The organism is Marinobacter sp. LA51 (assembly GCF_030297175.1).
Lineage (GTDB): Bacteria > Pseudomonadota > Gammaproteobacteria > Pseudomonadales > Oleiphilaceae > Marinobacter > Marinobacter apostichopi.
The window spans coordinates 663,629-678,226 of record NZ_AP028070.1; the positions used below are offsets into that span (position 1 = coordinate 663,629).

Here is a 14,598-nt window from a genome sequence, read left to right on the forward strand (position 1 = left end):
TTATGCTGCAACCAAAACGCACCAAATTTCGCAAGGTAATGAAAGGCCGTAATACCGGTCTTGCTCACCGCGCTAACAAGGTGAGCTTCGGTGAATACGGATTGAAAGCTACCAGTCGTGGGCGTATAACTGCGCGCCAGATTGAGGCAGCGCGTCGTACCATGACTCGTCGCATTAAGCGTGGCGGGAAGATCTGGATCCGGGTATTCCCGGACAAGCCGATCACTGGTAAGCCGCTGGAAGTACGAATGGGTAAAGGTAAGGGTTCTGTCGAGTATTGGGTCGCTGAAATTCAGCCAGGCCGCATGCTCTACGAGATGGAAGGTGTATCTGAGGAAATCGCTCGTGATGCCTTCACTCTCGCTGCGGCCAAACTGCCGGTACAGACCACCTTTGTAACGAGGACGGTGATGTGATGAAAGCAACAGAGCTGCGTGAAAAGTCAGTCGAGGAGCTGAACAAAGAGCTGATCGACCTCCTGAAGGAGCAGTTCAACCTGCGCATGCGTAAGGCGACAGGTCAGCTGAATCAGTCTCACCTTCTCGGCAAGGTGAAACGTGAGATTGCTCGCGTGAAAACAGTATTGAATGAAAAGGCAGGACAGTGACATGACTGAAGCTACCCAAACTGCCAGAACTCTGAGCGGCAAGGTCGTGAGCAACAAGATGGAGAAATCCATCGTCGTTCTGGTCGAGCGTCAGGTGAAGCACCCTCTGTACGGTAAGTACATGAAGCGCTCAACCAAGATTCACGCTCACGATGAGAGTAATCAGTGTAACGTCGGTGACACTGTGACCATCCAGGAAACCCGTCCGGTCTCTAAGACCAAGAGCTGGGCCCTGGTGGAAGTCACCGAACGTGCATCCAAGGTGTAACGCCGGAGAACAACCATGATTCAGACTCAAACAATGCTTGAAGTCGCGGATAACAGCGGTGCGCGTCAGGTGATGTGCATTAAGGTCCTGGGCGGTTCACATCGGCGTTATGCCAGCGTAGGGGATATCATCAAGGTTACCGTTAAGGAAGCCATCCCCCGCGGTAAAGTGAAGAAAGGCCAGGTCCTGAAGGCTGTGGTGGTGCGCACTCGTAAGGGTGTTCGCCGTCCCGACGGTTCGCTGATCCGTTTCGACGGAAACGCGGCGGTACTTCTGAACCCTCAGGACGCTCCCATTGGTACCCGTATCTTCGGACCGGTTACCCGTGAACTGCGTAATGAGAAGTTCATGAAAATTATTTCACTGGCACCCGAAGTACTTTAAAGGACCAGAGGCCGGTTATGAAAAAGATCAAACGAGATGACGAAGTAATCGTCACCACGGGGAAAGATAAAGGCAAACGTGGTAAAGTCCTGAAGGTTCAGGACGATGGTCGAGTGCTTGTTTCTGGGATCAACATGATCAAGAAGCACACCAAACCTAACCCGATGCTGGGCACCCCAGGTGGCATCGTCGAAAAAGAAGCACCTATCCAGGCTTCCAACGTGGCTATTTTTAATCCGCAGACCGGCAAAGCCGATCGTGTTGGCTTCCAGACCAAGGAAGACGGCGCTAAAGTGCGGATCTTCAAGTCCACGAACGAAGCTGTCGATAACCAGTAAGCGGTGGTGGTTACGATGCTTAACATGAAAGAGCAGTACAGTAAGGAAGTGGTACCCGCCCTGCAGAAAGAGTTCAGCTACAAGAACATCATGCAGGTGCCGCGTATCGAAAAGATCACCCTTAACATGGGTGTCGGCGAAGCGGTTGGTGACAAGAAGCTGATTGAAAATGCCGTGGCGGATCTAGAGCGCCTGGCAGGTCAAAAGGTTGTTGTTACCAAGGCACGTAAATCCGTTGCGGGTTTCAAAATCCGTGAAGGTTGGCCGATCGGTTGCAAGGTTACTCTGCGCGGCGAGCGTATGTGGGACTTCTTTGATCGCCTGGTTCACATTGCGGTACCCCGCATTCGTGACTTCCGTGGTCTGAATCCCAAGTCGTTCGACGGTCGTGGTAACTACAGCATGGGTGTGCGTGAGCAGATCATTTTCCCTGAGATCGAGTACGACAAAGTCGACAAGATCCGTGGTCTGGACATCACCATTACCACTACTGCCGGTACCGACGATGAAGGTCGTGAACTGCTGAAAGCCTTCGGCTTTCCGTTCAAGAAATAAAGGAACGAGTGTAATGGCTAAGGTTTCCATGAAAAACCGTGAGCTGAAGCGCGAACAAACCGTTGCGAAATTTGCAGCGAAGCGTGCTGAGCTCAAGGCGATTATCAAGAACCCGAATACCAGCGATGATGACCGTTGGGACGCACAGATGAAGCTGCAACAGCTTCCTCGCGATGCAAGCCCCTCGCGTCTTCGGAATCGTTGCCAGGTGACTGGTCGTCCCCACGGCGTTCTCCGCAAGTTCGAACTTTCACGGATTAAGCTCCGTGAGTACGGCATGCGCGGTGACGTTCCGGGCCTGACCAAGGCAAGCTGGTAAGATAGGCACCCTGACTTCGGTCAGGTGCCTGTTGGTAAGCGGTGCGGCACGCCGCTGCACAACTAAAAAGATCAGGAGCCTCATACCAATGAGTATGCAAGACACGCTTGCGGATATGTTTACTCGTATTCGTAATGCACAGATGGCGTCTAAGACAGATGTTACGATGCCGTCTTCAAAGATGAAGATCTCCGTAGCCCAGGTCCTTAAGGACGAAGGTTACGTGGAAGACTTTTCCGTTTCAGCCGACGCGAAGCCCGAGCTGACGATCACTCTGAAATACTTCGGCGGCAAGCCGGTTATTGAAGAGATCAAGCGGGTCAGCCGTCCGAGTCTGCGCCAGTACAACGGCGCTGGGGAACTACCGAAGGTATCCGGTGGTTTGGGAGTCGCGATTGTCTCAACGTCCAAGGGCGTTATGACAGACCGCGCCGCACGAGCTGCTGGCGTGGGTGGCGAAGTCATCTGCACCGTATTCTAGGAGATACACATGTCCAGGGTTGCCAATAATCCTGTCGTGCTGCCTTCCGGTGTTGAGGTTAAGCTGAACGGACAGGAAATTAGTGTAAAGGGCTCCAAAGGAGCACTTGAAATCACCATTCACCAAGCGGTCGAAGTAACGCAGGACGAAAACGTACTGCGCTTTGTTGCCCGCGATGGTGCTAAACAGTCCCGCGCTCTTGCTGGTACTACTCGTGCACTGGTCAACAACATGGTGACTGGTGTATCCACAGGCTTTGAGCGCAAGCTCCAGCTGACGGGCGTAGGTTACCGTGCCCAGGCGCAAGGTAAGAAGCTCAATCTGACACTGGGTTTTTCACACCCGGTTGAATATGAGCTGCCCGAGGGGATTACCGCAGAAACTCCGTCCAATACGGAAGTAGTTATCCGCGGTATCGACAAGCAACAGGTTGGCCAGGTCGCTGCTGATGTCCGCGCGTTCCGTCCGCCCGAGCCTTATAAGGGTAAGGGTGTTCGTTATGCGGATGAGCAGGTCAGACGCAAAGAAGCCAAGAAGAAATAAGGCGGGACTATGAGCGCGAATAACGAAAGATTGCGTCGCGCACGCAAAGTGCGCATGAAGATCCGTGAACTGGGTACCAATCGCCTGTGCGTCCATCGCACACCGCGTCACATGTACGCCCAGGTTACGACTGCAGATGGCAGCAAAGTGCTGGCTTCTGCCTCCACGTTGGATAAGGAACTGCGCCAGGGTGCAACCGGTAACGTGGACGCTGCCAAGAAGGTCGGTCAGCTGATCGCTGAGCGTGCCAAGGCAGCAGGTGTTGAGCAGGTCGCTTTTGACCGCTCAGGTTACCGTTATCACGGCCGTATTCAGGCTCTGGCCGACGCAGCCCGTGAAGCTGGCTTGCAATTCTAAGAGGTGGAGAAGATGAGCGTTAACGAACAGAAGGCGCCTGAGCTCCAGGAAAAGCTGGTTCAGGTCAATCGTGTCGCCAAAGTAGTAAAAGGTGGCCGTATTTTCGCCTTCACCGCACTGACTGTAGTGGGTGATGGTAAAGGTCGCGTTGGTTTTGGTCGTGGCAAGGCGCGTGAAGTGCCGGTCGCTATCCAGAAGGCTATGGAAGCTGCGCGTAAAAACATGGTTGATGTCCCGCTGGACGGTACTACTCTGCAGTACGCGGTGAAGGCACAGCATGGCGGCTCCAAGGTCTACATGCAGCCGGCTTCCGAAGGTACCGGCATCATCGCCGGCGGCGCGATGCGCGCTGTACTGGAAGTGGCAGGTGTTCAGAACGTACTGTCCAAGTGTTACGGGTCTACCAACCCGGTCAACGTGGTACGTTCCACCATCAAGGGTCTCCAGGCAACGCAAGCGCCTGAAGATATCGCAGCCAAGCGCGGTAAGACCGTGGAAGAGATTCTGGGTTGAAGTCATGGCGAACGCAAAAACGATCAAAGTAACTCTGACCCGCAGCCCTATCGGCTGCCAGCCCAAGCACAAAGCATGTGTGAAGGGCCTGGGTCTTCGTAAAATCGGTCACACCGTGGAATTGGAAGATACACCTTCCATCCGCGGCATGATCAACCGGGTAGATTACCTGGTTCGGGTTGAGGAGAACTAAGATGCGTCTGAACGAACTTAGTCCGGAACCCGGTTCACGTCAGGCTCCTAAGCGAGTTGGTCGTGGTATCGGTAGCGGTCTCGGTAAAACCGGTGGTCGCGGTCACAAGGGTCTGAAGGCCCGTTCAGGTGGCAGCGTAGCTCCTGGTTTCGAGGGTGGTCAGCAGCCTCTGGCTCGTCGTCTGCCGAAGTTTGGTTTTACCTCTCGTCAGCAGCGTTACGTTGCCGAAATTCGCCTGAATGAACTGGCGAAGGTTGAAGGCGATGTGGTCGATCTGGAAGCTCTTAAAAAGGCGGATATCATTCGCGAAGAAATTCGCGAAGCCAAGGTTATCCTGTCCGGCGAACTGAGCCGTGCAGTAACCGTTAAGGGCCTTCGGGTAACCAAAGGCGCACGCGAGGCAATTGCCGCCGCGGGTGGTAAAGTCGAAGACTAAGGCGAGTCGAGGACTAAATGGCCAAGACAGCATCATTGCCTGCGGGCGCGGGTAAAGGACTGGCAGAGCTGCGATCGCGGCTCTGGTTTGTCTTCCTGGCATTGTTGGTGTACCGGATCGGTGCCCATATTCCGGTGCCGGGGATCAACCCCGACCGTTTGGCGGCACTGTTTGAGCAGAATCAGGGCACAATCCTGAGCATGTTCAACATGTTTTCTGGTGGTGCGCTTGAGCGCATGAGTATCTTCGCTCTCGGTATCATGCCGTATATTTCGGCTTCGATTATCATGCAGCTCATGACTGCGGTAAGCCCGCAGCTTGAGCAGCTGAAAAAAGAAGGCGAGGCTGGTCGTCGTAAGATCAGTCAATACACGCGGTATGGTACGGTTATCCTCGCCCTGGTTCAGGGCGCTGGTATTTCTGTCGGTCTGGCATCACAAGGCGTGACCTTTAACGACAGCTTCAGCTTCCACTTCGTGGCAGTTGTTTCCTTCGTGAGTGGTGCAGTCTTCATGATGTGGCTGGGTGAGCAGATCACTGAGCGCGGCGTCGGCAACGGGATTTCCCTGCTGATTTTCGCGGGCATTGTGGCTGGCTTGCCTGGCGCCATTGGTCAGACTCTCGAGCAAGCCAGAAATGGCGAGATGAGTCTCCTGGTGGTACTGGGAATTGGTGTTCTCGCGGTAGCCGTCATCGGCTTCGTGGTGTTCATGGAGCGTGGTCAGCGTCGTCTGACCATCAACTACGCCAAGCGTCAGCAGGGTCGCCGTGTGTTTGCACAGCAATCCAGCCATCTGCCACTTAAGGTGAACATGGCCGGGGTTATTCCGCCGATCTTTGCTTCATCCATTCTGTTGTTCCCGGCGTCGATCGGGCAGTGGTTTGGCCAGGGCGAGGGCATGGAATGGCTCAGCGATGTTTCTCAGGCATTGGCGCCCAGTCAGCCGTTGTATATCATCCTGTTCGCAGCAGCAGTTGTGTTCTTCTGCTTCTTCTATACAGCGTTGATGTACAATCCGAAAGAAGTTGCGGATAACCTCAAGCGCTCTGGAGCGTTTATTCCGGGCATTCGTCCGGGCGATCAGACAGCCAAGTATATCGATGGTGTGCTGACCCGCCTGACGCTGTTCGGTGCAATGTACATTGCAGCAGTGTCCCTGTTCCCACAGTTTCTGATGGTGGCCGGGAATGTACCGTTCTATCTGGGCGGCACCTCACTGCTGATTGTGGTAGTCGTGGTGATGGATTTCATGGCGCAGGTACAGTCACACCTGATGTCTCATCAGTATGATTCGCTGATGAAGAAGTCCAATCTCAAGGGCTATGGTCGGAACGGCTAAGCTGTTCCCCTTGAAAACTGGAGTCGACAATGAAAGTACGCGCTTCGGTAAAGAAAATTTGCCGTAACTGCAAAGTAATTCGTCGCAATGGCTCAGTACGAGTCATTTGCTCGGAGCCTCGCCACAAGCAGCGTCAGGGTTAATCCTTCGGGACAAAACCTGATAACGCAAAGGGGTTCGGAATACTGGCGCTTGACTTCGACAGGAGTCAGGCGCTATTATTTCGCGCCCTTTTTGTGGCGGAAAATTCACACAGCAAAGCTTTGAACGCGGAGTAATTTGGATGGCACGTATAGCCGGTGTCAATATACCCGATAACAAACATGCTGTTATCTCGCTGACATACATTTTTGGTGTTGGCAAGACAACAGCCCAGAAGCTTTGCGATGCAACCGGCGTTAAGCCGGACGTCAAGGTCAAAGACCTGAGCGATGAGCAGCTTGAATCACTTCGTACTGAAGTGGGCAAGGTGTCTGTCGAAGGCGATCTGCGTCGTGAAGTACAGATGAACATCAAGCGTTTGAAGGATCTCGGATGTCACCGTGGTCTGCGTCATCGTCATGGCCTTCCGGTCCGTGGCCAGCGCACCAAGACCAACGCTCGCACCCGTAAAGGTCCACGCAAACCTATTCGTAAGTAACAGGTAGGCAAACATGGCAAAGCCAGGTACACGTACCCGTAAAAAGGTGAAAAAGACGGTTGTTGATGGCGTCGCGCACATTCACGCGTCCTTCAACAACACTATCGTGACCATTTCTGACCGTCAGGGCAACGTCCTGTCCTGGGCCACCTCTGGTGGTTCCGGTTTCCGTGGGTCACGCAAGAGTACACCTTTTGCTGCGCAGGTAGCAGCTGAAAGAGCCGGTAACGCGGCTGCTGAATACGGCCTTAAAAACCTGGACGTAGAGGTTAAGGGTCCTGGGCCCGGACGTGAATCTGCAGTTCGTGCGCTGAACGCGTGCGGCTACAAGATCACTAACATCACAGATGTGACGCCGATTCCCCATAACGGCTGTCGTCCGCCCAAAAAGCGCCGCGTCTAACACAGGAGACAGTGAAATATGGCTCGTTATATAGGCCCGAAGTGCAAGCTGTCTCGTCGTGAAGGGACAGATCTTTTTCTAAAGAGCGGTGTTCGCGCGCTCGATTCCAAGTGCAACATCGAGACTCCGCCGGGTATGCACGGCGCGCGTCGCGGTCGTCTGTCCGAGTACGGCGTTCAGCTTCGTGAAAAACAGAAAGTTCGTCGTATCTACGGCGTGCTTGAGAAGCAGTTCCGTAATTACTACAAAGAGGCAGCCCGAGGCAAAGGTGCAACTGGTGAAAACCTGCTGCAGCTGCTGGAAGGTCGTCTGGATAACGTTGTATACCGCATGGGCTTTGGTTCTACCCGTGCTGAATCCCGTCAGCTCGTTTCTCACAAAGCGATCCTGGTGAACGACAAGGTAGTGAACATTGCTTCCTACCAGGTCAAGCCGGGTGATGTTGTGAGCGTGCGCGAAAAGGCCAAGAACCAGCTTCGCGTAAAAGGCGCGCTGGATCTGTCTGCAAGTCGTGCACCGGTGAGCTGGGTAGAGGTCGACGCCAACAAGATGTCAGGCGTTTACAGGTCAGTGCCTGAGCGTACTGAACTGCCGGCCGACATCAACGAGAACCTCATCGTCGAGCTTTACTCTAAGTAAAGCCCAGTTAGCAACGATAGCAGATAGGGGCGTCTATGCAGCGTTCAGTACATGAGTTATTGACACCTCGTACCATTGACGTGAAAGAATCCAGCGCCACGCGTGCCAAGGTGACGCTCGAGCCTCTGGAAAGAGGCTTTGGCCACACTCTGGGCAGCGCGCTGCGCCGTATTCTCTTGTCCTCGATGCCGGGCTGCGCTGTAACTGAAGCGCAGATCGATGGCGTCTTGCACGAGTACAGCGCCATTGAGGGTGTCCAGGAAGACGTCATCGAGATTCTTTTGAATCTCAAAGGCGTCGCCGTGAAAATGAACGGTCGGGACGATGCCGAGCTCACGCTCAGCAAGAAAGGCCCGGGCGTTGTCACCGCCGGTGATATCAAGCTCGACCATGATGTTGAGATCGCTAACCCGGAGCACGTGATCTGTCACCTGAGCGAAAATGGTGAAGTGAACATGCGTCTGCGTGTTAACCGCGGTCGCGGCTATGAGCCGGCAGACCAGCGTGGTCTCGACGAGGACGAAACTCGCGCCATTGGACGCCTGCAGCTGGATGCAACTTTCAGCCCGGTTCGTCGTGTGGCTTACGCCGTGGAAAGTGCACGGGTAGAGCAGCGGACCGATCTGGACAAGCTGGTGATTGATCTGGAGACCAATGGGACGATCGATCCGGAAGAAGCAATTCGCCGGGCCGCGACCATCCTCCAGCAGCAACTGGCGGTATTTGTTGATTTCGATCATGAAAAAGAGCCAGAGCGCGTAGAGGAAGAGGAAGAAATCGATCCGATCCTGTTGCGTCCGGTTGATGATCTGGAATTGACAGTGCGTTCAGCTAACTGCTTGAAGGCTGAGAATATTTACTACATCGGCGATCTGATCCAGCGCACTGAAGTTGAGCTGTTGAAGACGCCTAACCTTGGTAAAAAGTCGCTGACCGAGATCAAGGACGTTTTGGCGTCTCGTGGTCTGTCATTGGGCATGCGTCTTGATAACTGGCCGCCGGCTAGCCTTCGTGGCGACGACCGGGTGTTGGGCGGTTAATCGCCGATTAGTTTAAGGTAAGGAATAAGAGCAATGCGTCATCGTAAGAGTGGTCGTAAGTTCAGCAGGACCAGTGCGCATCGCAAGGCCATGTTCCGTAACATGACTGCGTCACTGGTTGAACACGAGCTGATCAAAACAACGCTGCCGAAAGCTAAAGAGCTTCGTCGAGTAGCTGAGCCTTTGATCACGCTCTCTAAGAATGATTCGGTCGCGAATCGTCGTCTGGCGTTCTCTCGCCTGCGTGACGATGCAGCGGTAGCCAAGCTGTTTGATGAGCTTGGCCCTCGTTACAACGAGCGTCCGGGTGGTTACCTTCGTATCCTGAAGTGCGGTTTCCGTGCTGGTGACAATGCCCCGATGGCATTTGTTGAACTGGTCGGTCGTCCGCTGGATATCGAAGCGGAAGAGGTGGACGAAGGCGAGGAGTAAGTTCCTCGGCTTCGGCCCATAAAAAACCGGGTTCCGAAAGGTTCCCGGTTTTTTTGTGTCTGACGGATGGGCGGGGTGTTACCCGCCCGCCGGTTATTTGCTCAGCATTGATTTGAGGTACTTGCCGGTGTGCGAGGCAGAGTTGTCCGCAACGTCTTCCGGTGTCCCTTCGGCAATGATCTGGCCGCCGCCTGAGCCGCCCTCTGGTCCCAGGTCGATTATCCAGTCCGCGGTCTTGATGACGTCCAGATTGTGCTCGATTACCACGATGGTATTGCCGTGGTCCCGCAGGCGTTCGAGTACGAGCAGCAATTGCTGGATGTCGTAGAAGTGCAGGCCAGTGGTCGGCTCGTCCAGAATGTACAGGGTCTGGCCAGTGTCTCGCTTGGACAGTTCTTTCGCGAGTTTGACCCGCTGGGCTTCGCCACCTGAGAGCGTGACGGCACTTTGGCCCAGGCGGATGTACGAGAGGCCCACGTCCATCAGGGTCTGGAGTTTGCGGGCGAGAAACGGAACCGCATCGAAAAATTCCCGGCCTTCCTCGACGGTCATCTCCAACACTTCGTGAATGTTTTTGCCCTTGTACCGGACCTCCAGGGTTTCCCGGTTATAACGCTTGCCTTTGCAGACATCACAGGGCACATACACATCCGGCAGGAAGTGCATCTCAACCTTGATGACACCGTCGCCCTGGCACGCCTCACATCGCCCCCCCTTGACGTTGAACGAGAAACGCCCCGGCTTATAGCCCCGGGAGCGAGCCTCCTGGGTGCCGGCGAACAGCTCACGAATGGGGGTGAACAGTCCGGTGTAGGTGGCCGGGTTGGATCGGGGCGTGCGGCCAATCGGGCTCTGGTCAATATCAATGACCTTGTCCAGATGGTCCAGGCCCTTGAGTGATCGGTAAGGGGCGTGGCTCAGACTGGTGGCCTTGTTCAGTTTGGCGGCCGCGACCGGATACAGGGTGCTGTTGATCAGGGTGGACTTGCCTGAGCCGGAGACACCGGTAACGCAGGTCATAATGCCCAGTGGCAGGTTCAGGGTGACATCCTGCAGGTTGTTGCCAGTGGCCCCAGTCAGGGTCAGCGACTTGCCGTTGCCTGAGTTTCGGTTTTTCGGCACCGCAATCTCGCGGGTGCCATTCAGGTACTGCCCGGTTAACGAGTCAGGGTGGTCGATAATCTGCTGTGGCGTGCCCTGAGCAATGATCTTGCCGCCGTGGATGCCTGCGCCGGGGCCGATATCTATGACGTGATCGGCTGCCCGAATGGCATCTTCGTCGTGCTCGACCACGATCACCGTGTTGCCAAGATCCCGCAGATGGGTAAGCGTGGCAAGCAGGCGATCATTGTCGCGCTGATGCAGCCCGATGGACGGCTCATCGAGAATGTACATGACACCGACCAGGCCGGCACCAATCTGGCTGGCCAGGCGGATGCGCTGGGCCTCGCCGCCAGAGAGGGTATCGGCGCTGCGCTCCAGGGTCAGGTATTCCAGGCCGACATTGACCAGGAACTGGAGGCGCTGGCGCACTTCTTTCAGGATCTTTTCTGCGATTTCGCCCTTGCGGCCGGGCAGGGCCAGGTGCTCAAAGTAATGATGGGCCTCGCCGACCGGCAACCGGGTTACCTCGGGCAGATTTCGTTTCTCGATAAACACGTGGCGGGCACTGCGCCGCAGCCGTGAGCCATGGCAGGCCTTGCAGGGCTGGGTGCTCAGGTTACGGGCCAGCTCTTCGCGCATGCTCTGGGATTCTGTTTCCCGGTAGCGACGCTCAAGGTTGGGCAGGATGCCCTCAAACGGATGCGCCTTCTCCATGATGTGACCACGGGAGTTTACGTACCGGAAGGGGATGTCCTCAGTGCCAGAGCCGTTCAGGAGAACTTCCTGGAACTCTGCGGGCAGGTCGATCCAGGGCGTTTCCAGGTCCATGCCGTAATGGTCTGCAACGCTGCCGAGCATCTGGAAGTAATAAACGGCCCGGCGATCCCAGCCCTTTATGGCACCGGCGGCCAGAGTGGCTTCGGGGTGTTGGATGATCTTTTCCGGATCAAAGAACTGCTTCACGCCCAGGCCATCACAGGTAGGGCAGGCGCCGGCAGGGTTGTTGAATGAAAAGATCCGTGGTTCGAGTTCGCTGAGGGAATAACCACACTGCGTGCACGCGTACCGCGCCGAGAAGGTGTGTTCTTCACCTTCGCCAGTCATGGGCGCCACCAGTGCAATGCCGTCGGCCAGTTCCAGGGTGGTCTCGAAACTTTCTGCCAATCGCTGTTCCAGCCCGGGTTTAACCTTGAACCGATCAACCACCACATCAATTTGGTGTTTGCGCTTCTTGTCCAGGGCCGGAACGTCGTCGATGTCGTACACGGTGCCGTCGACGCGCAGGCGGATAAAGCCCTGACTCTTCATGGTATCGATGATTTGCTGGTGTTCGCCTTTGCGATCGCGAATCACCGGCGCCAGGATCATCAGTTTGCTGTCTTCCGGCATGGCCAACACTTGGTCAACCATCTGGCTGATGGTCTGGGCTTCCAGAGGTTGGTCATGGTCCGGGCAGCGGGGTTCGCCGGCGCGGGCAAACAGCAGTCGGAGATAATCGTAGATTTCGGTGATGGTGCCGACGGTTGAGCGTGGGTTATGCGATGTTGATTTCTGTTCAATGGAGATCGCCGGGGACAGGCCCTCGATGTGGTCGACATCGGGCTTTTCCATCATCGACAGAAATTGGCGTGCGTAGGTCGACAGGGATTCCACGTACCGGCGCTGACCCTCGGCGTAAAGGGTATCGAAGGCCAGGGATGATTTGCCGGAGCCGGACAGGCCGGTGACCACAATCAGCTTGTCCCGAGGCATATCGAGGTCGATATTCTTCAGGTTGTGGGTGCGTGCCCCTTTGATCTGGATGTGGTCCATACTACCTCGCTCAAATAAAAACGAAAATTATACCGCGTTCGAGTGGCTGCGGCGAAGAAACCGGATGTTTGGCCGTCCGGGTGGCTGTGCCGTGATTGGCTGCCTTCTGATACAATGCGCCGCCTGCGAAGGCCTGCTGCTTTTGCGCCCATCTGCTTCTCAACCCCAGCTGAGGTAGTGCTTCAATGAACGCGCTGGAAAAACGATCGGTTTCAGCCTTGGCGTCTGTCTATGCAATGCGGATGCTTGGCCTGTTTATGGTCATGCCTGTGTTCATGTTGCTGGGTAATGATCTGGATGGCGCCACCCCGGCGCTGCTGGGTTTTGCCATTGGCGCCTATGGCCTGAGCCAGGCACTGCTGCAGATTCCCTTCGGCATGCTGTCCGATCGGGTTGGCCGCAAGCGAATGATCTACATCGGGCTGGTGCTATTTGCCGCGGGTAGTCTGCTGGCCGCTTCCACCGACTCCATATACGTTGTGATCGCTGGTCGGATTCTTCAAGGCGCCGGAGCGATTGCCAGTGTGCTGATGGCGCTGCTGAGTGACCTTACCCGGGAAGAAGAGCGAACCAAGGCGATGGCGACGGTCGGGATTTCGATCGGTTTGTCGTTTTCGGTGTCGCTGGTACTGGGGCCGTTGATCGGTTCGGTCTGGGGACTGTCGGGCATTTTCTATGTCACCGCCGCACTCGCGGCTATCGCCCTGGTGGTGGTCCATCGGGTGGTGCCAACGCCGCATCAGCATCGAATCAGTGCCGATACCCACCCGGCTCGGGAGATGTTGGGCAAGGTGCTGTCGGATCGCCGTCTGCTGCGGCTGGATTTTGGGATATTCGCGCTTCACCTTGTGCTGACAGCTCTGTTTCTTGCGTTTCCCTCTATCCTTCAGGACAGCCTGGGGCTGGCCAGTCGCTCCCACTGGTGGTTCTACCTCAGTGTCATGGTGACGTCATTCTTCGCGATGGTGCCGTTCATCATCATTGGTGAAAAGAAGCGCAAGATGAAGCCGGTGCTTTGCGGGGCCATCGCGCTGCTGATGCTGGCGACTGCGGGCCTGGCCAGTGTCGCGGTAGGATTGTTGGCGGCGTGGGGTTTGCTGTTTTTCTTCTTCATGGCATTCAACCTGCTGGAGGCAAGTTTGCCGTCGCTGATCAGTAAGGAGGCGCCGGCGGCCAGCAAGGGCACTGCGATGGGAGTCTATTCCACCTCTCAGTTTATGGGCGCCTTTCTGGGTGGGGCCCTGGGTGGTCTGCTGCTGGAGCAGTTCGGGCTCACCGGTGTGCTCTGGTTTATGGTCGCAGTTCTGGGGATCTGGTTCCTGGTTGCCCTGACCATGCCATCGCCGGGATACACCTCCAGTTTCGTGTTACAGTTGCAGCAAGCTGTAGCTGGTCAGTATGACGAAATCGACGACAGCCTGCGCCGGCTTCCCGGTGTCCAGGATGTGGTCATTGTTGAGGGTGCTGCAACTGCCTATCTTAAGGTGGATCGACGGCACTTTGATGAAGCGTTACTGGCGGACTTTTCCTTTGTTCGGCACGGTAGCAAATCTTGAAATTTGGAGACCTGCAAGGAGCGCGGGTCGTCCCTGAAAACAGAGTCAGGAGCGGAACATGGCACGAGGCGTAAACAAAGTCATTCTTATCGGGAACCTTGGTCAGGATCCTGATACCCGTTATACCCCGAACGGTAATGCGGTGGTCAACCTGAACCTTGCCACTGACGAGAGCTACAAGGATCGTCAGACCGGACAAATGGTGCCAAAAACCGAGTGGCACCGTATTGTGCTGTTCGGAAAAGTGGCCGAAGTGGCGGGGCAGTACCTGCGCAAAGGTTCCAAGGTCTACATCGAAGGCAAGCTGCAAACCCGGAAGTGGACGAACAAGGAAGGCCAGGACGTCTACACCACCGAAGTAGTGGTGGACATCAATGGCCAGATGCAGATGCTGGACAGCCGGGGTGAAGGCGGCATGAACCAGGGTGCACCGGCGGGGCGTCCGCAGCAGTCCAATTACAATGCACCGGCGCCGCAGCAGAACAACAACCCGCCGCCACAGCAGCAATCGGGTGGCTACAACCAGCCTTCTCAGGGAAGCATGCCTGAGCCGGTGGACGACTTTGATGATGACATCCCTTTCTAAGAAGGGTTGTAAAGGCCTCCTTTTAAGGGGGCCTTTTTGTTACAGAGGCGCA

The 14,598-nt window shown here is 55.6% G+C and carries 23 protein-coding genes; 22 read left to right on the forward strand and 1 reads right to left on the reverse strand.

Annotated elements, in window-relative coordinates:
- The first annotated feature begins 2 nt into the window (after positions 1-2).
- The 20 genes from rplP (at position 3) to rplQ (ending at position 9,488) form a co-directional block, all read left to right on the forward strand.
- Positions 3-416 (forward strand): 50S ribosomal protein L16, encoded by a 414-nt coding sequence (gene rplP / locus QUE89_RS02990; protein ID WP_008174875.1) that lies wholly within the window; start codon positions 3-5, stop codon positions 414-416.
- Positions 416-607: a 50S ribosomal protein L29 gene (gene rpmC / locus QUE89_RS02995; protein WP_041341437.1), complete on the forward strand. Its 192-nt coding sequence runs from the start codon at positions 416-418 to the stop codon at positions 605-607. Before rplP ends, rpmC begins: the two co-directional genes overlap by 1 nt.
- Before the next feature lies 1 nt (position 608).
- Complete coding sequence (gene rpsQ, locus QUE89_RS03000) at positions 609-875, forward strand: 30S ribosomal protein S17 (protein ID WP_012139774.1); 267 nt, start codon at positions 609-611, stop codon at positions 873-875.
- Positions 876-890: 15 nt separating this feature from the next.
- Positions 891-1,259 carry a 50S ribosomal protein L14 gene (rplN, locus tag QUE89_RS03005; RefSeq protein ID WP_041341441.1) on the forward strand — a complete coding sequence of 123 codons (369 nt, stop codon included), beginning with the start codon at positions 891-893 and terminating at the stop codon, positions 1,257-1,259.
- A gap of 17 nt (positions 1,260-1,276) precedes the next feature.
- Entirely contained in the window at positions 1,277-1,597 is a 321-nt protein-coding gene (gene rplX, locus QUE89_RS03010) for a 50S ribosomal protein L24 (protein ID WP_041341445.1), read from the forward strand.
- Between the two features lie 15 nt (positions 1,598-1,612).
- Positions 1,613-2,152: a 50S ribosomal protein L5 gene (gene rplE, locus QUE89_RS03015; RefSeq protein WP_041341448.1), complete on the forward strand. Its 540-nt coding sequence runs from the start codon at positions 1,613-1,615 to the stop codon at positions 2,150-2,152.
- A 13-nt stretch (positions 2,153-2,165) separates the two neighbouring features.
- The gene (rpsN, locus tag QUE89_RS03020) at positions 2,166-2,471 is read left to right on the forward strand and encodes a 30S ribosomal protein S14 (RefSeq protein ID WP_041341451.1); all 306 of its coding nucleotides are present in this window, start codon (positions 2,166-2,168) and stop codon (positions 2,469-2,471) included.
- An 88-nt stretch (positions 2,472-2,559) separates the two neighbouring features.
- The gene (gene rpsH, locus QUE89_RS03025; protein WP_041341454.1) at positions 2,560-2,952 is read left to right on the forward strand and encodes a 30S ribosomal protein S8; all 393 of its coding nucleotides are present in this window, start codon (positions 2,560-2,562) and stop codon (positions 2,950-2,952) included.
- Positions 2,953-2,961: 9 nt separating this feature from the next.
- Complete coding sequence (gene rplF, locus QUE89_RS03030; protein WP_041341456.1) at positions 2,962-3,495, forward strand: 50S ribosomal protein L6; 534 nt, start codon at positions 2,962-2,964, stop codon at positions 3,493-3,495.
- Between the two features lie 9 nt (positions 3,496-3,504).
- Entirely contained in the window at positions 3,505-3,852 is a 348-nt protein-coding gene (gene rplR, locus QUE89_RS03035) for a 50S ribosomal protein L18 (RefSeq protein ID WP_041341459.1), read from the forward strand.
- Between the two features lie 12 nt (positions 3,853-3,864).
- A complete protein-coding gene (gene rpsE / locus QUE89_RS03040; protein ID WP_041341461.1) occupies positions 3,865-4,365 on the forward strand; it encodes a 30S ribosomal protein S5 in 501 nt (166 codons plus the stop codon).
- Between the two features lie 4 nt (positions 4,366-4,369).
- Positions 4,370-4,558, forward strand: a complete 189-nt coding sequence (gene rpmD / locus QUE89_RS03045) for a 50S ribosomal protein L30 (RefSeq protein WP_203301759.1) — start codon at positions 4,370-4,372, stop codon at positions 4,556-4,558.
- A gap of 1 nt (position 4,559) precedes the next feature.
- Positions 4,560-4,994, forward strand: a complete 435-nt coding sequence (rplO, locus tag QUE89_RS03050) for a 50S ribosomal protein L15 (RefSeq protein WP_041341467.1) — start codon at positions 4,560-4,562, stop codon at positions 4,992-4,994.
- A 17-nt stretch (positions 4,995-5,011) separates the two neighbouring features.
- Entirely contained in the window at positions 5,012-6,334 is a 1,323-nt protein-coding gene (gene secY / locus QUE89_RS03055) for a preprotein translocase subunit SecY (protein WP_286221781.1), read from the forward strand.
- A gap of 29 nt (positions 6,335-6,363) precedes the next feature.
- The gene (rpmJ, locus tag QUE89_RS03060) at positions 6,364-6,477 is read left to right on the forward strand and encodes a 50S ribosomal protein L36 (RefSeq protein ID WP_008174902.1); all 114 of its coding nucleotides are present in this window, start codon (positions 6,364-6,366) and stop codon (positions 6,475-6,477) included.
- Between the two features lie 140 nt (positions 6,478-6,617).
- A complete protein-coding gene (gene rpsM, locus QUE89_RS03065) occupies positions 6,618-6,974 on the forward strand; it encodes a 30S ribosomal protein S13 (protein ID WP_012139789.1) in 357 nt (118 codons plus the stop codon).
- 13 nt (positions 6,975-6,987) lie between these two features.
- On the forward strand, positions 6,988-7,377 hold the full coding sequence (gene rpsK, locus QUE89_RS03070) for a 30S ribosomal protein S11 (protein ID WP_007153992.1): 390 nt from the start codon (positions 6,988-6,990) through the stop codon (positions 7,375-7,377).
- Between the two features lie 18 nt (positions 7,378-7,395).
- Complete coding sequence (rpsD, locus tag QUE89_RS03075) at positions 7,396-8,016, forward strand: 30S ribosomal protein S4 (RefSeq protein ID WP_286221783.1); 621 nt, start codon at positions 7,396-7,398, stop codon at positions 8,014-8,016.
- Between the two features lie 35 nt (positions 8,017-8,051).
- Entirely contained in the window at positions 8,052-9,056 is a 1,005-nt protein-coding gene (locus QUE89_RS03080) for a DNA-directed RNA polymerase subunit alpha (protein WP_218637441.1), read from the forward strand.
- Between the two features lie 33 nt (positions 9,057-9,089).
- On the forward strand, positions 9,090-9,488 hold the full coding sequence (gene rplQ / locus QUE89_RS03085) for a 50S ribosomal protein L17 (RefSeq protein WP_041341481.1): 399 nt from the start codon (positions 9,090-9,092) through the stop codon (positions 9,486-9,488).
- A 93-nt stretch (positions 9,489-9,581) separates the two neighbouring features.
- Here the strand turns inward: rplQ and uvrA are convergent, their stop codons facing one another.
- Positions 9,582-12,404 carry an excinuclease ABC subunit UvrA gene (gene uvrA, locus QUE89_RS03090; protein ID WP_286221784.1) on the reverse strand — a complete coding sequence of 941 codons (2,823 nt, stop codon included), beginning with the start codon at positions 12,402-12,404 and terminating at the stop codon, positions 9,582-9,584.
- Between the two features lie 185 nt (positions 12,405-12,589).
- Here uvrA and QUE89_RS03095 point away from each other — a divergent pair, with 185 nt between their 5' ends.
- On the forward strand, positions 12,590-13,960 hold the full coding sequence (locus tag QUE89_RS03095) for an MFS transporter (protein ID WP_286221785.1): 1,371 nt from the start codon (positions 12,590-12,592) through the stop codon (positions 13,958-13,960).
- A 58-nt stretch (positions 13,961-14,018) separates the two neighbouring features.
- The gene (ssb, locus tag QUE89_RS03100; protein ID WP_041341488.1) at positions 14,019-14,546 is read left to right on the forward strand and encodes a single-stranded DNA-binding protein; all 528 of its coding nucleotides are present in this window, start codon (positions 14,019-14,021) and stop codon (positions 14,544-14,546) included.
- Positions 14,547-14,598 lie beyond the last annotated feature (52 nt).

Excerpts from the sequence above, each read along its gene's own strand:
- rpsN (WP_041341451.1), top strand. The coding sequence starts at position 2,166 with ATGGCTAAGGTTTCCATGAAAAACCGTGAGCTGAAGCGCGAACAAACC.
- rpmD (WP_203301759.1), top strand. The coding sequence starts at position 4,370 with ATGGCGAACGCAAAAACGATCAAAGTAACTCTGACCCGCAGCCCTATC.
- rpsE (WP_041341461.1), top strand. The coding sequence starts at position 3,865 with ATGAGCGTTAACGAACAGAAGGCGCCTGAGCTCCAGGAAAAGCTGGTT.
- rplO (WP_041341467.1), top strand. The coding sequence starts at position 4,560 with ATGCGTCTGAACGAACTTAGTCCGGAACCCGGTTCACGTCAGGCTCCT.
- rplN (WP_041341441.1), top strand. The coding sequence starts at position 891 with ATGATTCAGACTCAAACAATGCTTGAAGTCGCGGATAACAGCGGTGCG.
- rpsH (WP_041341454.1), top strand. The coding sequence starts at position 2,560 with ATGAGTATGCAAGACACGCTTGCGGATATGTTTACTCGTATTCGTAAT.
- rplP (WP_008174875.1), top strand. The coding sequence starts at position 3 with ATGCTGCAACCAAAACGCACCAAATTTCGCAAGGTAATGAAAGGCCGT.
- ssb (WP_041341488.1), top strand. The coding sequence starts at position 14,019 with ATGGCACGAGGCGTAAACAAAGTCATTCTTATCGGGAACCTTGGTCAG.
- rplF (WP_041341456.1), top strand. The coding sequence starts at position 2,962 with ATGTCCAGGGTTGCCAATAATCCTGTCGTGCTGCCTTCCGGTGTTGAG.
- rpsK (WP_007153992.1), top strand. The coding sequence starts at position 6,988 with ATGGCAAAGCCAGGTACACGTACCCGTAAAAAGGTGAAAAAGACGGTT.
- rpmC (WP_041341437.1), top strand. The coding sequence starts at position 416 with ATGAAAGCAACAGAGCTGCGTGAAAAGTCAGTCGAGGAGCTGAACAAA.
- QUE89_RS03080 (WP_218637441.1), top strand. The coding sequence starts at position 8,052 with ATGCAGCGTTCAGTACATGAGTTATTGACACCTCGTACCATTGACGTG.
- rplE (WP_041341448.1), top strand. The coding sequence starts at position 1,613 with ATGCTTAACATGAAAGAGCAGTACAGTAAGGAAGTGGTACCCGCCCTG.
- rpsM (WP_012139789.1), top strand. The coding sequence starts at position 6,618 with ATGGCACGTATAGCCGGTGTCAATATACCCGATAACAAACATGCTGTT.
- uvrA (WP_286221784.1), bottom strand. The coding sequence starts at position 12,404 with ATGGACCACATCCAGATCAAAGGGGCACGCACCCACAACCTGAAGAAT.
- rplX (WP_041341445.1), top strand. The coding sequence starts at position 1,277 with ATGAAAAAGATCAAACGAGATGACGAAGTAATCGTCACCACGGGGAAA.
- QUE89_RS03095 (WP_286221785.1), top strand. The coding sequence starts at position 12,590 with ATGAACGCGCTGGAAAAACGATCGGTTTCAGCCTTGGCGTCTGTCTAT.
- rplR (WP_041341459.1), top strand. The coding sequence starts at position 3,505 with ATGAGCGCGAATAACGAAAGATTGCGTCGCGCACGCAAAGTGCGCATG.
- rpmJ (WP_008174902.1), top strand. The coding sequence starts at position 6,364 with ATGAAAGTACGCGCTTCGGTAAAGAAAATTTGCCGTAACTGCAAAGTA.
- rpsD (WP_286221783.1), top strand. The coding sequence starts at position 7,396 with ATGGCTCGTTATATAGGCCCGAAGTGCAAGCTGTCTCGTCGTGAAGGG.
- rplQ (WP_041341481.1), top strand. The coding sequence starts at position 9,090 with ATGCGTCATCGTAAGAGTGGTCGTAAGTTCAGCAGGACCAGTGCGCAT.
- rpsQ (WP_012139774.1), top strand. The coding sequence starts at position 609 with ATGACTGAAGCTACCCAAACTGCCAGAACTCTGAGCGGCAAGGTCGTG.
- secY (WP_286221781.1), top strand. The coding sequence starts at position 5,012 with ATGGCCAAGACAGCATCATTGCCTGCGGGCGCGGGTAAAGGACTGGCA.